A 15,152-nucleotide genomic window follows, 5' to 3' on the forward strand; every position below is an offset into this window, starting at 1 on the left:
AATCAAGCCGACAGTTTACGCCGGGCAAGCAGTCCACCCAAGAGGCCTGTCAGGCATCCGATGAGCAGCCCGCCGACGTGTGCGGCATTGGCGATCTGGCCGAAGCCGAGCTGGCCGACCACGCCACTGAGGCAGATCACCAGCCAGATGAGCATCATCACCAGCACGCCACGAGGCAGGCTGAACAATGGGGTGGGCGCCAGCCACTGGTAGAGCCAGAGGTAACCGAGCAAGCCATAGAGCACTCCGGACAGCCCACCGAACAGGTTCGGGCCGCCGATGAAATGCTGGGCCAGGTTCGACACCAGGCTGAACACCAGGGTCAGCGCCAGCAACGCCCAGGGCCCCTGGCGCAATTCGATGCGCCGCCCCAGCTCCCAGTACCACAGCCCGTTCATGGCCAGGTGCAGAACGCCGAAGTGCAGCAGCATGGGCGACACCAGGCGCCACCACTGGCCCTCGCCCAGGCTCTGGGCCAGCGGCACGAAATAGAGGTAGTCGCCCTGTACCTGGTAGTCCTGGAAGGTGAACCAGCTCAGGGTCGAGAGGTTTTCGCCCAGGCCGGTCAAGCCAACGACGGCCATGCACAGCAGGAGCATCCCAGCGGTAACCTTGCAGGCGCGCAACTGTTCCTTCAGCGGGGGCCGGGCCGGCTCGCTCGCCGGCAAGCCTGCGTCCATGACCGGCTCCACATCGGCATTGCCGTCAGGGTAGCGCCGGTAGAGCTCGAGCACCTGCGCGGCCATGGCGGGCGGTACCCAGAGCACCTGCTCACTGCCCTCCTCGACCACCCGATGAGGCACCTCGAGGCGCCGCAACAAGGCAACGAAACCACTGAGGTCGACACCCAGCGGCAGACGCATCGCTTCGATCACGTTCATTGGCTGGCCTGCGGTCGGTCGACATCGACCCAGACGAACTTGTGCGGGTCGATGCGGGTTTCGTCGTCCAGCCGGTAGGCGGCCAGCTTGCCGTAGAGCACCGCGCTGTAGTCCAGGCAGGCCAGGTTGGCGCGAATCGGCGCGGGGTGGCCGCTGCGCCAGTAATGGCCGACGAACAGCAGTGGCTCATCCTCCGAATAACGCAGCAGGGCGTTCTTCTGGCTGTGGCTGAGCGGCGCGCGGGCCACTTCCTCGGGCAGCGCATCAGGTTGGAACACGATGTCGCCATAGGTTTGTGGGTCTTCTTCCCAGAACTTGGTGCGGAAGAAGGCGCGGGTCAGACCGTCGCCGCCGGTCAGCGTGAGGCCGTCCGGCAGGCGCATGTCGGTGCCGCGCAGCAGGCGGTTGCACACGGTCGAGGCGAAGCTTCCCGACACCGCCGAGGCCTGCACGAAGTGTTCGTCGATACGGCCGTCCGGGTACTGGGCGCGCAGCTGTGCGATCAGTTGATGATCCCAGCAGGCATGCACCAGACGGAAACGCCCGGCGTCGACGAACAGCGGCAGGGTGTAGAACCACTGGATGAAATCATGCCAGTCGCCGGGATGCTGGGCGAACTGGGTGAGGGTCTCGTCGATCAGGCGGGCATGACGCGGCGTGTGCTCACGCACGAAGGCCTTGCCGCTGCCGGGGAGCGCCGGCGTGACCCAGCCCAGGGCGTTGTACTCGTGATTACCCATGATGCAGTGGGCCTGGCCGGCTTCGACCATGTCGTGGACGATATGCAGCGCCTCGCGGATGCGCGGGCCACGGTCGACGATGTCGCCGAGGAACAGCGCCTGGCGCCGCGGATGGCGCCAGACACCGCCCGTGCGCGTGTAGCCAAGGGTGTCGAGCAGGCGTTCGAGGGTCAACGCACAACCGTGAACGTCGCCGATGATGTCGAAACTGCGTGCCGGATCGAGCATCAGTCGTCCCTGCCCCCCAGGCGACTGCCCCAGCCAAGCTTGGTGCGGCAGACTTCGTAGTAGTTATGATCCAGCGGATGGATCAGGCGCAGCTTCTGTGGCTTCTTGCTCACCGTGATGGTGTCGCCTGGAGCGCAGGTGAAGTGGTTCTGCCCGTCACAGGAGACCTGTGGGTAGATCTGCAGGTCCTTGGCGACCACGATCTTCAGCTCGCTGTTGCCATCGACCACGATCGGCCGGCCAGACAGGGTGTGCGGGTACATCGGCACGATGACGATGGCATCGAGCTTGGGGTGCATGATCGGGCCGCCGGCAGACAGCGCGTAGGCGGTGGACCCCGTGGGCGTGGCGACGATCAGGCCGTCGGCCTTCTGGCTGCAGACGAACTGGCCGTCGATGTAGATCTCGAACTCGATCATCCGCGTCGACTTGCCCGGGTGCAGCACCACATCGTTGAGCGCGTCGCCCTGGCCAATGGCCTCGTTGTGGCGGCGAACCTCGGCCTGCAGCAGGAAGCGGTTCTCGACCAGGTAGTGGCCGTCGAGCACCTCGGCGACCTTGGTTTCCAGCTCGTCGGGGCGAATGTCGGTGAGAAAGCCGAGGTTGCCGCGGTTGATGCCCAGCACCGGGATGTTATGCCGGGCCAGCGCTCGGGCGGCGCCCAACAAACTGCCGTCGCCACCGACGACGATGACCAGGTCGCAGACCTCGCCCAGCAGCTTGCGCGTGGAGGTCTGCAGGCCGTGGCCGGGCAGCACTTCGGCGATAGTGTCCTCGAGGATCACGTGCAGGTGGCGCTCGAGCAGGAACTTCTTCAGTCGGCGAATGGTGTCGAGCACCTGCGAGCTGCCGAGGCGTCCGATGATACCGATATTGCGAAATTGCTCCATGGGGCTCCTGCAAGGCTCTGCGGCGGGTGACAATGCCTGGATTATGGGCGAAACGACCGGCCAGCGGCAAACCGGCTATGCTCGCAGGATGACACCCTTCACCGACCTCCATGCCCTGCCCCGCCAGCTCCGCCACCCTGCCGTGCGTGATCTGGCGTGGACGCTGCTGTCGCCGCCGCTGCTGAGCGAACCGCCCTGCCCGCAACGCCATCCGCTGGCGGCCAGCGGCTGGGCGGACGATCCGGGGCGGTTACGCGACTGGCTGCTGGCTCTCGACCATGATGCGCAGCCCTTGCAGACGTGGCTGGCGCGCCTCACCAGCCGGCGGTTGGGGCTGTACTACGAAAGCCTCTGGCAGTTCGCCCTGCAACAGGCCCCCGGTGTCGAACTGCTGGCTGCCAACCTGGCAATCCGCCAAGGCGGGCAAACCTTGGGTGAGCTGGATATCCTGCTGCGCGATCGCACGGGCGACCATCACCTGGAACTGGCGATCAAGCTCTACCTCGGGCCGGATCAGGCTGATGCCCACGACCCGGCGCAGTGGCTGGGGCCAGGCTGTCACGACCGCCTGGGCAGCAAGCTGGCGCACCTGGTCGCACATCAGTTGCCGATCTCGGCTCGGGCCGAAAGCCGGGAAGTCCTGAATCAGCTGCAGGTGGGCGATGTGCAGTCGCACCTGTGGCTGGGTGGCTATCTTTTCCATCCATGGCCAGGGCAACTCACGGCCCCCTTCGGGGCCAACCCTGCGCACCTGCGCGGGCGATGGCTGCATCGACGCGAGTGGGCGCAGTATGCCAGCGCTCATCCGACGGCACTCTGGCAACCGCTGCAACGCCATGCCTGGCTGGCACCTGCACGGGTCGAGGCTGGGGATCACTGGGGGGCGGCGGGTTTTGCAGCCTGGCTGTGGCGCCTGGAGGAAGGAGCCGCGGCACAATTGCTGGTGAGGTTGGAGGAGGATGGCGAAGGCGCCTGGCAAGAGGCGGAGCGAGTGTTTCTGGTGAGTGACAGCTGGCCACACTTGTCGGGATGACCCAGGACCAGTGCTCGAGAAGATGCCGTTCCGAGCCCAAAAATCATCGAAACAACCGACCTGAAACAACGAAAAATTACCAATCGACGCGCTAAAGTCCACATCAGGCGCCAGCAAGAGCGCCCATCCAACCTGATGACGAGGACCGACCATGGTTTCATCCACTCCCGCGCCACACTACGCGCGCCTGTCCATCACCTTGCACTGGCTGATGCTGGTGCTGCTCGCCGCCGTCTATGCCTGCATCGAGCTGCGCGGCCTGTTCCCCAAGGACAGCGCCGAGCGCGACCTGATGAAGAGCCTGCACTTCATGCTCGGCCTCACCGTGTTCGTGCTGGTATGGCTTCGCCTGGCCATGCGCCTGGCGCGCCCGACACCGCCTATCGTGCCCAAGCCACCCGCCTGGCAGACCGGCCTCTCCCATCTGGTCCACGTGCTGTTGTACCTGCTGATGATCGGCATGCCACTGGCCGGCTGGCTGATCCTCAGCGCTGCGGGCAAGCCAATACCATTCTTTGGGCTGGAGCTGCCTGCACTGATCGGCCAGGATCCGGACCAGGCAAAGTTCATCAAGGGCTGGCATGAACGCATCGGCACCTGGGGCTACTGGCTGATCGGGCTGCATGCCGTTGCCGGGCTGTACCACCACTACGTACGCCGGGACAACACACTGCTGCGCATGCTGCCTTACAAGTAGCCGCGCCGCCCCTGCAGGCCACCGGTATGAACGAAGATCAGGCGGGTGCCGGGTGAAAATCGCCCGGCCTCGACCTGCTCACGCAGCGCCAACAGCGCTTTCCCTGTGTAGAGCGCTTCGAGTGGCAGACCGCTGTACCGCTCGCTGTCTGCGATGAATGCCAGCAACGCGTCATCGCGCCGGGCGAATCCGCCGCGGCAGGCATCGTACAGGCAATAGCCCGCTGTACCCGCCAGTTGCGCAATGCCCTGCTCCACACCATGATCGCGCGGCACCGCCAAGGCGCCATGCACCGGATGCGCGCCCTGCTCGGCCAGTACCAGGCCTGCCAGCGTGGTGCCGGTGCCCACCGCCAGCCACCAGGCGTGATAATCATCCCAACCGATCGACGCCAATTGCGCTCGCGCCTGCTCGACGATCTGCCCACATCCCAGGGCACCTTCCATACCGCCCCCACCTTCGGGGATGCAATGCCAGCCGGGATAACGCGCCTGCCAGGGTTGCCAGAAGCCTGGCGCGTGGCGCGCCCGATAACCACCGTAGCCCAACCAGTGCAAGGTCATGCCCAGCGCTTCCAGATCACGGACGGTCGGGGTGTCTTGCCGCTGGCCTCGCAGCAACCCGGCGGTGGCGAAGCCGAAGCGCCTGCCCGCAGCGGCCAAGGCGTGCAAATGATTGGAATGGTTGCCGCCCAGACTGATCAGGCCAGGTGCGTTGGCCTTCCGGGCAGCACGCAGGTGATGCTGCAGCTTGAACCACTTGTTGCCACTGACCAGTGGGTCGATCAGGTCCAGACGCAACACCGCGCACCCCACACCGGCGTGCGCCAACCAGGGCAGGTGCAGGCTTTGCAGGGGCGCGGCGGTGGAGCCGGAAAGTCCATCGAACATCTATAGCACCCCGAAAAGCCCGCACGTTAGCAGGTCAACGGCGCCCCGTCTTCCAGCTGTGGGCATTGCCGACATTGATGTAGTCTTCCAGTGGCGTCAGCAGCGCGGAAACGCGCTTCACCCATTCAAATACCGCGCGCTCGGGACGTACGCCGTTGTCCTGCGAGTGGAAGATATACAGCTTCGCCTCGGTCAAGGCCTTCTCGATCGCGCTGGCGCTGTGCCGCATCGTATTGAGCAGACCAGGGCCAGTCACCCGTGATACCTCACGCATGTACTCGGTGAAACCAGGATCGGAAAACTTCGGACGATGCCCAAGCTTGCGACTAGCGCTGAAACGCTGGGACATTTCCCGCAACACCGCATCGAGCAATGGATTGCCCTTGAGCGAGGCGAAATGACTGTTGTTGGGGCCGTTGAGCATCAGGGTCGCGTTGCTCACCACCCCGCCCACCGCCAGTTGCCCAGGGCGCAATGTCAACTGAGGCAGCGGGCGGAGCAGCACATCGTCCATGTCCATGTACACCCCGCCCAACTCATCTATCAACTTGTAGCGCAAGGCGTCGCAGGCCGCCGCATAGTTGCGGGTTTCCGGCCGCAGGAAGAACTTGAACACCTCACCCTGCGGACCCTCCTCGAAATCCTTGAAGAACGCGTCTCCCTTCAAGGACGTGCAGGTTGCTCCTGGGTAGCGCGAGCGTAGCTTGCGCAGCTGCAACGCATTGTTCACCCCCCATCCGCTGCGGCCTAGAAAATGCAGATGCAACTGATAACCGCCGGCCCGTGCCATCTCGATGTTGCCCTTGAGCGTGGAGTCGTGAGACGCAATCAGACTGTCTGCGCTGCCGATCCAGATCTGGTGGATAACCTTCGGTAGCAGCTCCAGCCCACTGCTCGGCGGCAGCTCTGGCAACACCGGCCGCTGGAGACACTCCAGTTCCAGGCGCGCTTGCTGGCGCTCCAATCGAGAAGCCGCAGGGCCAGGGTCGACGGCGCCCAGATAGGTATTCGTCTGCTCATCCCGCCGGTAATAACGACCTTTGGAAGATGAGTACCAGCAGCAATAATCCAGATCGAACAGCACCTCCACCTCCTGGGTGCCGTCCATGATCCGGAAAGTCCTGCCACTGCTATTGGCGCTTTCTCGGACGCCACGCATCACCTTCAGCGGCATTGGCCGAACCGGCAGCGGTTGATCCATTCCGCCCAGCAACCCCGGGCGGCGCACGATCAGCCAATCGCCTGTACGTGGATCACGTTCGATTCTTGGATCGGGATTGGAAAACAACGAGCGGCTTTGAACCCCGTCGCCTGACCCGATATAAAAAGTCGACGTGCGTTGCAGCGGGTCACGCACTTCGTAGACGGGGTAGTAGCGGCCCTGCAAAGACACGTTCAACCGGCCATCGAAGACCAGTAACCCCTTGCGCAGGCCGTGAGAAATGACAAAGGGCGCGCCCTGAGGCTTGGGCACTTCGTCGATCGCGACGACCGACCGTAAACCGCTGCCGCCCATCAGGCGCAGCGGCACTCCCGAAGCAACGGGAGCCCTGAACCGGTAGAACTTTGCATTAGCCAGGCCGCTCAGGCTGGTCAAGGCCTCGAGGGCATAGGTTCCGGCCTGCTCGCGCTGCCCGCTGGCCAGCGCCGCATAGCTGTTGAACATGTAATAGCCAAGCTCTGCCAGGTCGAGCACGGTCATGACCCGCGCAGGAATCAGCGCGCTCAGCACGCGGAACACGGTGACAGCGATATCCAGGCCACGCTCCAGCCGCAACTCGGCATCGGAAACCGCCAGGCTGTTACCTTCGGCCAGCAGATAAGCGATGCGATAATTGAAAATTGCCTTGCCTATCGGTTGGTTGAGGGTTTGCGTCGCCAGCTCTGCACCGGCCTTGCCATCAGCGATGCGGAGCAACAGAGGCAAGGCGGTCCCGAGCTGATGACGGCCGAACCGCGACACCCAGTACTCAGTGCTTGCAGGCCACGGGGACATCCGTTGGAGACCTTCGAGCTCCTGGGCCAGCACGCTGCGCAGCGCACTGCGAGAGCTGTGACGCCTGAACGGCTTGCCAGATGGATGGCCGGGTGTATAGCAGATCAGTGACGACTCACCCACTTCATGGAAGATCAGCACGTCACGCAGAGAGTTGCCACCCAGCGTGAGCCACTGCAACTCGGCACGCTGCCCTTCGCGTATAGGCCGCTGGTCCGGCGATGGATGATCCAGAATGTCCTGGACAGCCTGATACCCGGAATCGTCAAGGTCACCGGTAGCATGCGCCAGGAACGCATCGAGCCGCAGACGTTTCTCGAACAGGCTTGTCGCAGCATCGTGGCGCCGCTGGTGCAGAGCCTTGGTTTCGCCATCGGACGGTGTCTTCAACGCGTCGCTGATTGCTTGTCGATAGTGCGTCTGCAGGTCCAGCCGCTGGATCAGGCTGCCCAGCCGAGTACTGGAAAGATAGCGTGACTGAGCCTGAGTAACGCCACTGAATTCGACCGTCCAACTGGCGTCGGCCCTGGCATCCATGCGCATGGCGATGTATTCGAGCAACGAGCACTCGCTCTGCACGCTTTGCGCCTGTCCAAGATCAGGAGTGACGCCCGGCGCGAGTTCCGACTCTGGCAACTCGGGGCTGTATTCGACGACGTCGATCTCGACGGTGACAGCACGGGGGTCCAAATCCTGCCCGTCCTTGCGCAACTCGGCGCGAATCCGATCACGGGCGAAATCCTCGAAAGCGGGTAACTGCTGCCAATAGTCCTCGGCGAGGCTCTGCTGCTGGGCAATGTCCAGCAACAGGCCATCCAGTATGTCTTGCTGCGCTTGGGCAAGGTTGCGCAGACCATCTGGTAGTTGCGCCCGCAACGACTGGCGTTCGGCCTCGAACGCCAACAGCACCTGCGTGGAACGTGCACGCGATACATCCAGGCCGATACGATCATCCCATACACCGCGCTGCTCGCAGGTCGCGCTCGCACGCCAGGCCTCACACTGCTGTCTGGCCAGGTGCTCGAACGGATTGCCCTCGATCACCCCGGCTCGCACTTCGAAGCTTGCGTCTTCGCGCTCCCATTCTTCCAGCAACGCCTGCTGCGCCTCCGGTGCCAGGCGCATCAACAAGGCCAAGCCCCAGGCGCGATCCTCCAACAATGCCTTGCGCACCCCATCCAGGGTGGCCTGGAGGTTGTCGTGACGACGGATGAAACCGAAGTGCCCGCTGCAATACAGTACAGCTTCGCCGGTCAGAGCCTGCCGCTCGGTAACGTAGGACAGTGCCGGGTCGTAGCCGGCCGGGATTTCGCTGAGGACCAGCATGCCTGGCAAAGAGAAGGACTTCGAGCTTCCACCGGTGCGCACCGTCAGGTCATAGACACCTCTTGGCACGCTGCGGTCGGAAAAACGGGGGTGGGCGACGATGTCTTCGATCAGCGCCCTGGCTTGGGCAGTGAGCGTTCCGACGCTCTCCAGCAGTTGCACATCATCCGCCAGGCTCGCGCGCACCTGCTGCTCCATGGCCAGTTGCCGAGGGGCCAACGACAGCTGCGCGGGAACCTCCCAGTAGGTTTGCGCATCGACCTCGAAGCGGCTGAGCACCGTCTTGGCGTCTATAAGCTTCAAGGCGTCGTGCACCTGAGCCAGGGTCACGTCCGCCAGCAGGTCGGCTTCGGCCAGCGAACTGGCGCTCGACGACAGCACCGCCTGTGCCGGGTCGAAGAGATCAGCCGTGATCTGCCCCAGGCGTGCGGACTCGACCAGGCTCTTCAGGGTGTGGCCATGGGTGACCGTACGCTCCTCGGAGCCCTCGTCGTCGATGAATTGCAACAGGTAGGGGGCACGCGCCAGCAGGCCCGGCAACTGTGCCTCGAACAGCGCAAGGGCCGACGCGCCGAGCGTGGGCAGGGCATCGGTTTGCGGGAATTGATCCGGCAGTTCGGCGGCAAGCGGCTGGGGTTGCGGGGGATGGGTCATGGCGGCAATCTCTTTTGAAAATCGAGAGGTTGCCGCCACCAGACGGACAGTCGGTGCTAAGTATGTATTCCTGGAGCTTGGTCTTCCTAGAGCTCCGCTGCCAGGCGCGATCCCTGGTTGATCGCACGTTTGGCATCGAGCTCGGCAGCGACATCCGCACCACCGATCAGGTGCACCGATTGCCCCTTGGCCAGCAGCCCTTCATACAGCTCGCGCTGCGGCTCCTGTCCGGCGCAGATCACCACGTTGTCCACCGCCAGCACCTGCGGTTCGCCCTCGCCAATGCGCACATGCAGGCCCGCATCATCGATCTTCAGGTAATCGACGCTGTTGAGCATCTGTACCTGTTTTTTCTTGAGACCCGTACGGTGAATCCAGCCAGTGGTCTTGCCCAGGCCGTCGCCGACCTTGGTCTTCTTGCGCTGCAACAGATAGACCTGGCGTGCCGGGGCATGGGGTTCAGGCTTGACCCCCGCGATACCGCCGCGGGCCTCAAGGCTGGCATCGATACCCCACTCCTTCCAGAACGCAGCGCGATCCTGGCTGGTGGCGATGCCCTTGTGCACCAGGTACTCGCTGACGTCAAACCCGATACCACCGGCGCCGATCACGGCAACCCGCTCACCTACTGGCTTGCGCTCGAGCAGCACATCAAGGTAGCTCAGAACCTTGGCATGCTCGACCCCGGGGATGGTTGGCGTACGTGGGGTGATCCCGGTAGCCAGGATAATCTCGTCGAAGCCGCCCGCCGCCAGTTCGTCGACACCGACACGGGTGTTCAGGCGCAGCGTCACGCCGCTGTTCTTCACTTTGTTGGCGAAGTAGCGCAGGGTCTCGAAGAACTCTTCCTTGCCCGGCACACGCTTGGCGACATTGAACTGCCCACCCATCTCGGCGCTGGCATCGAACAGAGTCACCTCGTGCCCACGCTCGGCGGCGACCGTCGCCGCAGCGAGGCCAGCAGGCCCTGCACCGACCACGGCGATGCGTTTCACCGCACGTACCGGCAGGTAGTTGAGCTCGGTCTCGTGGCAGGCACGCGGGTTCACCAGGCAACTGGTCAGCTTGCCGCCGAAGGTGTGGTCCAGACAGGCCTGGTTGCAGCCGATGCAGGTGTTGATCTCGTCCGCGCGGCCCTCGGCAGCCTTGTTGACGAAGTCAGGATCGGCGAGGAAGGGCCGGGCCATCGATACCATGTCGGCGTCGCCTTCGGCCAACACGGCTTCGGCCACTTCGGGCGTGTTGATGCGGTTGGTGGTGATCAGCGGAATCTGCACTGCGCCGCGCAGCTTGGCGGTTACCTTGCTGAACGCTGCGCGCGGCACCTTGGTCGCGATGGTCGGGATGCGCGCTTCGTGCCAGCCGATGCCAGTGTTGATCAAGGTGGCGCCCGCCTGCTCGATGGCCTTGGCCAACTGCACGATCTCGTCCCAGTTGCTGCCACCCTCGACCAGATCGAGCATCGACAGGCGGAAGATGATGATGAACTCACGGCCCACCGCTTCACGTACGCGTCCGACGATCTCTACCGCTAGACGCATACGGTTCTCGTAGCTGCCACCCCAGCGGTCGGTGCGGTGGTTGGTGTGCGCGGCGAGGAACTGGTTGATGAAGTAGCCTTCCGAACCCATGATCTCGACGCCGTCGTAGCCGGCACGCTGGGCCAGTACCGAACAGTTCACAAAGTCATCGATCTGCTTCTGGATGCCCGCCTCGTCCAACTCCTTGGGCTTGAACGGGTTGATCGGTGCCTGGATGGCACTGGGCGCCACTTGCCGCGGGCTGTAGGCATAGCGTCCGGCATGCAGGATCTGCAGACAGATCTTGCCCCCTGCCGCGTGCACCGCCTCGGTGACGATCCGATGCTTATCGGCTTCTTCGTCGGTGCTGAGCTTGGCCGCACCGGAGTACACGCCACCCTCGTCGTTCGGCGCAATACCGCCGGTCACCATCAGGCCCACCCCGCCACGGGCACGTTCGGCAAAGTAGGCGGCCATCCGCTCGAAGCCACCCGGGCGCTCTTCGAGACCGGTGTGCATGGAGCCCATCAGGGTGCGGTTACGCAGGGTGGTGAAGCCCAGATCGAGCGGGGCCAACAGGTGTGGGTAACGTTCGGCAGCCATGGAGGGACTCCTGATGAGGCGTGATCACGGAATGCGGGTGCCTCACACGGGCCCCGTCGTTTGTCTGCCGTCGACATTAAACAGGCGTTTGAACCGGCTCAATGATCGAAACTGACAACTTATTGATCCTGCTGCACAGCGGGACTACCCTAGAGCACCCTTGGCCTCAAGATGCCGTACCGCTTCATGCGCAAACTCCTGGCAAGCGCCCTGGCGCTGGTGATGATCGCCGCCCTGTTCAGCTATGGCTTCTGGACCCAACAGCGCCCGGAAGGTCATTACCTGTCCGATTTGCGCATCGAACTGGCGCTCAACCAGGGCGTACCCGGCGAGCACGGCAACCTGCTGGGCATCGAGCCGCTGCTCTACCCCAGCGACTACCAGAACCTCGGGCGCCTGCACCGCAAGCTCTCGGCCTATCTGGAACAGGCCCGTGCCCAAGGCTTGGTCAACCCGCGAACGGTGGTGGTGCTACCCGAGCACATCGGTACCTGGCTCTGGGCCCGCGGCGAGAAAAAGGAGCTGTACCAGGTCACCCAGTTCCGCGAGGCCTGGCAGTGGCTGGAGCTGAGCAACCCCGTGCGCTACGGCCTGGCCATGCTGGCGGCCACTGGTGATGACCGCCGCTCCGACGCGCACCTGCGCATGAAGGCGCGGCAGATGGCCGCTGACTACCAGCAACTGTTTGGCGGCCTGGCCCGCGAATTCGGCGTCACCCTGGTGGCCGGCTCCATCGTGCTGCCGTCGCCCTATGTCGAGGAGGGCCAGTTGCACGTCGGCAAAGGCCCCCTGTTCAACAGCAGCCTGGTGTTCGCCAGCGATGGCACACCGCTTGGCCAGCCGCAGTTGCAGCAATACGCCGATAGCGAGGTCCGTCGTTTCATTCAAGATGGCCAGGCCAAGCCGCTGCAGGTCGTGCAGACCCCGGCGGGGCGCCTGGGTGTACTGGTGGGCAGCGACAGCTGGTATCCGCGCAACCATGAACTGTTGGCTCACCAGTCGGTGCAACTGATCGCCAATCCGGTGTTTCTCAGTGGCAAGGGAAGTTGGCAGGAACCCTGGCGCGGCAACCGCCACCAACAGGCTGCCAACCAGTTGCCGCTGAGCAAGGGCGAAGTCAGTGAAGAGGCGGCTTGGCGTCAACTGATCCTGGCCGCCAACCCCAAGCTGCCAAGCATCAGTGTCTTCCTGCGCGGCCAGTTCTGGGAGCTGGGCAGCGACGGCCAGGGCTTTGCCAACCAGGCGGGCGCGCAACTGGCTGGCAATCCCAGCCAGGGTGCCCGCCTGCTGAACCTGTGGCTGTAAGGGCATGCGCCAGCCACGCGTGCGCCTGGGTGACCTCTCGGTAGGTTTCGTCCAGCCCCTGACCGAAGCCCTGCAGGAGCTGGGACATGACCCGGCACCGCTGCTGCAACGTTATGGGCTGGATGCCATGCGCATGAACGAAGCCGGTGCCCGCCTGTCGATTCCCCGCTACATGCACCTGGGGCATGCAGCCATCGAGCTCAGTGCCGAGCCCGCCCTGGGGCTGCGCATGGGACGCCTGAGCCGCCTGGCCCAGGCCGGCCTGGCAGGCGTGACGGCAGCGCAAGCCCCGAACGTGCGCGAGGCCGCGCGTACCCTGCTGCGCTATGAGCCGCTGTACGCTGCCAACTATCGTGGCAGCTCGGCCTTCATCGAAGACGCCCAAGGGGCCTGGCTGCGCTTTTATTCGATCAGCCCGTACAACACCTACAACCGCTTCGTGGTCGATTCGCTGCTGGCCGGCTGGCTGGCACAGTTGTCAGGGCTGGCTGGCATGCCGCTGCTGGCCGAACGCATGGAAATCGAGTTCGAGGCGCCCGCCTACAGTACCCTGTACCAACCGTTGTGCAGCACGCCCGTGCAGTTCGGTGCCGCCAGCAACCAGCTACGCCTCGGCCAGGCCGCCCTCGCGCTGGGCAACCCACACCACTGCCCCAGTACCTGGCAGCACCTGCTGCAACTGTGCGAGGCGGAGCTGACCCAGCGCACGCGTGTGCGCAGCCTGGGCGAACGCATCACACATCTGCTCGGCCCATTGCTCAACGGCGGACGGGAGCCTGACCTGGAGGAAGTGTCCCGCCACCTGCAATTGCCCACCTGGACCTTGCGTCGCAAGCTGGCCGAGGAAGGCTCGAGCTTTCGCAGCCTGCTCAACGACACCCGACGCGACCTCGCCGAAACCTATATCCGCGACACGGAGCTGGCATTCGGTGAAATCGCTTATCTGCTGGGGTTTGCATCGGCCGAAGCCTTCCAGCGCGCATTCAAGCGCTGGACGAGGCTGACACCGGGGGAGTTTCGCCGCCATCAGCGGCAAGTAGGCTAGAGCTCGGTGGCGTCTTCCGCCGGCTCCGGGGTATCCAGTTCATATGCCTGGAATTCGAGAAGTTCTTCCTGATAGTCGTCCATTGGCCTGCGTCCTCTTGCATTCATTTTTTCATGGGTCTGGCCATCAAGCTAAGCGGGCCGGATGAAGGAATCATGACATCCCCATGAGGAATAAACGTAGCAGGCGTTCAGGTCGTTAACCGCAGTACGTGTGTAACAGCAGATGAAGCATTTCCCTAGAGTGACGAAGGTACCGGCTCGCCGGTGGGTGCCGCTTGCTGCACCTGGATCGGCGCAGCTTCGACCGGCGGCGCGATAGGCTGGGAGCCCTGGCTATCGTCGACCACTGGCGCCGCGGGCGCCTCGCTGGCGGCCGGTGCTGCAGCGGTCGGCGATGGCGCGTGCTCCGAAGGAGTCACCGGCGCTGCCGGCTCGACCTGCGGCGCGCTGCCAGACACCGGTACCGCCGCTGGCTGTGCGGCCGGGGCCAATGCCGCAGGCTCGGGCAAGCCCAACTCCTGCGCCGGTTTTTCAGGCTTGGGCGCCTCCACCTGAGGGGCGGCCTTTTTCTGCTTCTTCGACTTTGGCAGGTAGCTTTCGACCAGCGCGAAATAACGCTCGTAGAACTGCGGCGAAGTCACGGTTTCGCTGGCCACCTTGACCATGGAGTCGTCGGTGGAGCCGATCGGCATCGACACCGAGCCGAGGATGCCTACACCGAGGCTGGCCGAGGTGTTGGATTTTTTCAGGGTGTAGCGATCCTGCAGGGCGTTGGCAAAGATCGTCGAACGCTGATCGTCGCTGCTGTCGGGGGCGCAGGTGATGTTGAAGCTGATCTGCAGGTGGTTCTCGGCGTTCTGCTGGAAGCTCTTGTTGCCCGCCACCTGGCTCGCGTCACTGCTGGTGATGATATAGCCCTGGCTCAGCAATGCCCGGCGCGCGGCTTCGCACGACCCGGCATCGCTGACCTGGAAGCTGCGCGAGAACGTCCCCGAGTCGTCGAAGTTCTCGTGTTCGTAGATCGCTGCCTTTTTCGAGGAACAGCCGGAAACACCCGCCAGCACCAGGGCCAGCCCGAGCGCTACAGAGACGGTAGATCTGGACATTGTCAATTCCGGGAAGAACGAATGGTGCCTATTGTGCAACACATCGCAGGGTCGCTGAAACCGCTGGTCGGTGAAGAGTCTGTCAGCATCGGGTAAATGTTCGGAGTGACCCCGTCAGCTTCACGCCGATGTCTAACTGCACTGCTGATTGATACCAAGGCCGGCACTAGCCATTTACCAAGCCACAGAAACAAAAAAAGCGACCCTAAGGTCGCTTTCTTTGTGCCTCGAGGGGT

At 63.8% G+C, this 15,152-nt stretch carries 11 protein-coding genes; 4 read left to right on the forward strand and 7 right to left on the reverse strand.

The window, feature by feature from the left end; translation table 11 throughout:
- Nucleotides 1–2: 2 nt before the first annotated feature.
- From F6X62_RS10220 to F6X62_RS10230, 3 genes are read right to left on the reverse strand one after another with little or no spacing between them, the layout of a single operon-like run.
- Nucleotides 3–881, reverse strand: coding sequence for a rhomboid family intramembrane serine protease (locus tag F6X62_RS10220; RefSeq protein ID WP_153773415.1), 879 nt, complete (start codon nt 879–881; stop codon nt 3–5).
- Complete coding sequence (locus F6X62_RS10225; RefSeq protein ID WP_178117541.1) at nt 878–1,852, reverse strand: metallophosphoesterase; 975 nt, start codon at nt 1,850–1,852, stop codon at nt 878–880. The genes F6X62_RS10220 and F6X62_RS10225 overlap by 4 nt, the downstream gene beginning before the upstream one ends.
- Nucleotides 1,849–2,739: an NAD(+) kinase gene (locus tag F6X62_RS10230; protein WP_054893119.1), complete on the reverse strand. Its 891-nt coding sequence runs from the start codon at nt 2,737–2,739 to the stop codon at nt 1,849–1,851. Before F6X62_RS10230 ends, F6X62_RS10225 begins: the two co-directional genes overlap by 4 nt.
- 43 nt (nt 2,740–2,782) lie before the next feature.
- Between F6X62_RS10230 and F6X62_RS10235 the strand changes: the two genes are divergently transcribed.
- Nucleotides 2,783–3,772, forward strand: coding sequence for a DUF1853 family protein (locus F6X62_RS10235; protein WP_178117542.1), 990 nt, complete (start codon nt 2,783–2,785; stop codon nt 3,770–3,772).
- Nucleotides 3,773–3,923: 151 nt separating this feature from the next.
- Entirely contained in the window at nt 3,924–4,469 is a 546-nt protein-coding gene (locus F6X62_RS10240; RefSeq protein ID WP_054893117.1) for a cytochrome b, read from the forward strand.
- Here the strand turns inward: F6X62_RS10240 and F6X62_RS10245 are convergent.
- The 3 genes from F6X62_RS10245 to F6X62_RS10255 form a co-directional block, all read right to left on the reverse strand.
- The gene (locus F6X62_RS10245) at nt 4,460–5,359 is read right to left on the reverse strand and encodes a 1-aminocyclopropane-1-carboxylate deaminase/D-cysteine desulfhydrase (RefSeq protein ID WP_153773417.1); all 900 of its coding nucleotides are present in this window, start codon (nt 5,357–5,359) and stop codon (nt 4,460–4,462) included. The two genes, F6X62_RS10240 and F6X62_RS10245, sit on opposite strands and share 10 nt — an antisense overlap.
- Nucleotides 5,360–5,393: 34 nt before the next feature.
- Nucleotides 5,394–9,335: a dermonecrotic toxin domain-containing protein gene (locus F6X62_RS10250; protein WP_153773418.1), complete on the reverse strand. Its 3,942-nt coding sequence runs from the start codon at nt 9,333–9,335 to the stop codon at nt 5,394–5,396.
- Between the two features lie 86 nt (nt 9,336–9,421).
- A complete protein-coding gene (locus tag F6X62_RS10255) occupies nt 9,422–11,458 on the reverse strand; it encodes an NADPH-dependent 2,4-dienoyl-CoA reductase (RefSeq protein WP_153773419.1) in 2,037 nt (678 codons plus the stop codon).
- Nucleotides 11,459–11,644: 186 nt separating this feature from the next.
- On the opposite strand from F6X62_RS10255, the gene F6X62_RS10260 reads away from it, so the two are divergent.
- Nucleotides 11,645–12,763, forward strand: a complete 1,119-nt coding sequence (locus tag F6X62_RS10260) for a nitrilase-related carbon-nitrogen hydrolase (RefSeq protein WP_153773420.1) — start codon at nt 11,645–11,647, stop codon at nt 12,761–12,763.
- Between the two features lie 4 nt (nt 12,764–12,767).
- On the forward strand, nt 12,768–13,808 hold the full coding sequence (locus F6X62_RS10265) for an AraC family transcriptional regulator (RefSeq protein WP_153773421.1): 1,041 nt from the start codon (nt 12,768–12,770) through the stop codon (nt 13,806–13,808).
- Between the two features lie 238 nt (nt 13,809–14,046).
- On the opposite strand, the gene F6X62_RS10270 is transcribed toward F6X62_RS10265, so the two are convergent.
- Entirely contained in the window at nt 14,047–14,916 is an 870-nt protein-coding gene (locus tag F6X62_RS10270) for a DUF2242 domain-containing protein (protein ID WP_153773422.1), read from the reverse strand.
- Between the last annotated feature and the right edge of the window lie 236 nt (nt 14,917–15,152).

The sequence above is a fragment of the Pseudomonas sp. MNR3A genome, from assembly GCF_009650575.1.
Lineage (GTDB): Bacteria > Pseudomonadota > Gammaproteobacteria > Pseudomonadales > Pseudomonadaceae > Aquipseudomonas > Aquipseudomonas machongensis.

Excerpts from the sequence above, each read along its gene's own strand:
- F6X62_RS10230 (WP_054893119.1), bottom strand. The coding sequence starts at position 2,739 with ATGGAGCAATTTCGCAATATCGGTATCATCGGACGCCTCGGCAGCTCG.
- F6X62_RS10265 (WP_153773421.1), top strand. The coding sequence starts at position 12,768 with ATGCGCCAGCCACGCGTGCGCCTGGGTGACCTCTCGGTAGGTTTCGTC.
- F6X62_RS10235 (WP_178117542.1), top strand. The coding sequence starts at position 2,783 with ATGGGCGAAACGACCGGCCAGCGGCAAACCGGCTATGCTCGCAGGATG.
- F6X62_RS10220 (WP_153773415.1), bottom strand. The coding sequence starts at position 881 with ATGAACGTGATCGAAGCGATGCGTCTGCCGCTGGGTGTCGACCTCAGT.
- F6X62_RS10270 (WP_153773422.1), bottom strand. The coding sequence starts at position 14,916 with ATGTCCAGATCTACCGTCTCTGTAGCGCTCGGGCTGGCCCTGGTGCTG.
- F6X62_RS10255 (WP_153773419.1), bottom strand. The coding sequence starts at position 11,458 with ATGGCTGCCGAACGTTACCCACACCTGTTGGCCCCGCTCGATCTGGGC.
- F6X62_RS10245 (WP_153773417.1), bottom strand. The coding sequence starts at position 5,359 with ATGTTCGATGGACTTTCCGGCTCCACCGCCGCGCCCCTGCAAAGCCTG.
- F6X62_RS10250 (WP_153773418.1), bottom strand. The coding sequence starts at position 9,335 with ATGACCCATCCCCCGCAACCCCAGCCGCTTGCCGCCGAACTGCCGGAT.
- F6X62_RS10240 (WP_054893117.1), top strand. The coding sequence starts at position 3,924 with ATGGTTTCATCCACTCCCGCGCCACACTACGCGCGCCTGTCCATCACC.
- F6X62_RS10260 (WP_153773420.1), top strand. The coding sequence starts at position 11,645 with ATGCGCAAACTCCTGGCAAGCGCCCTGGCGCTGGTGATGATCGCCGCC.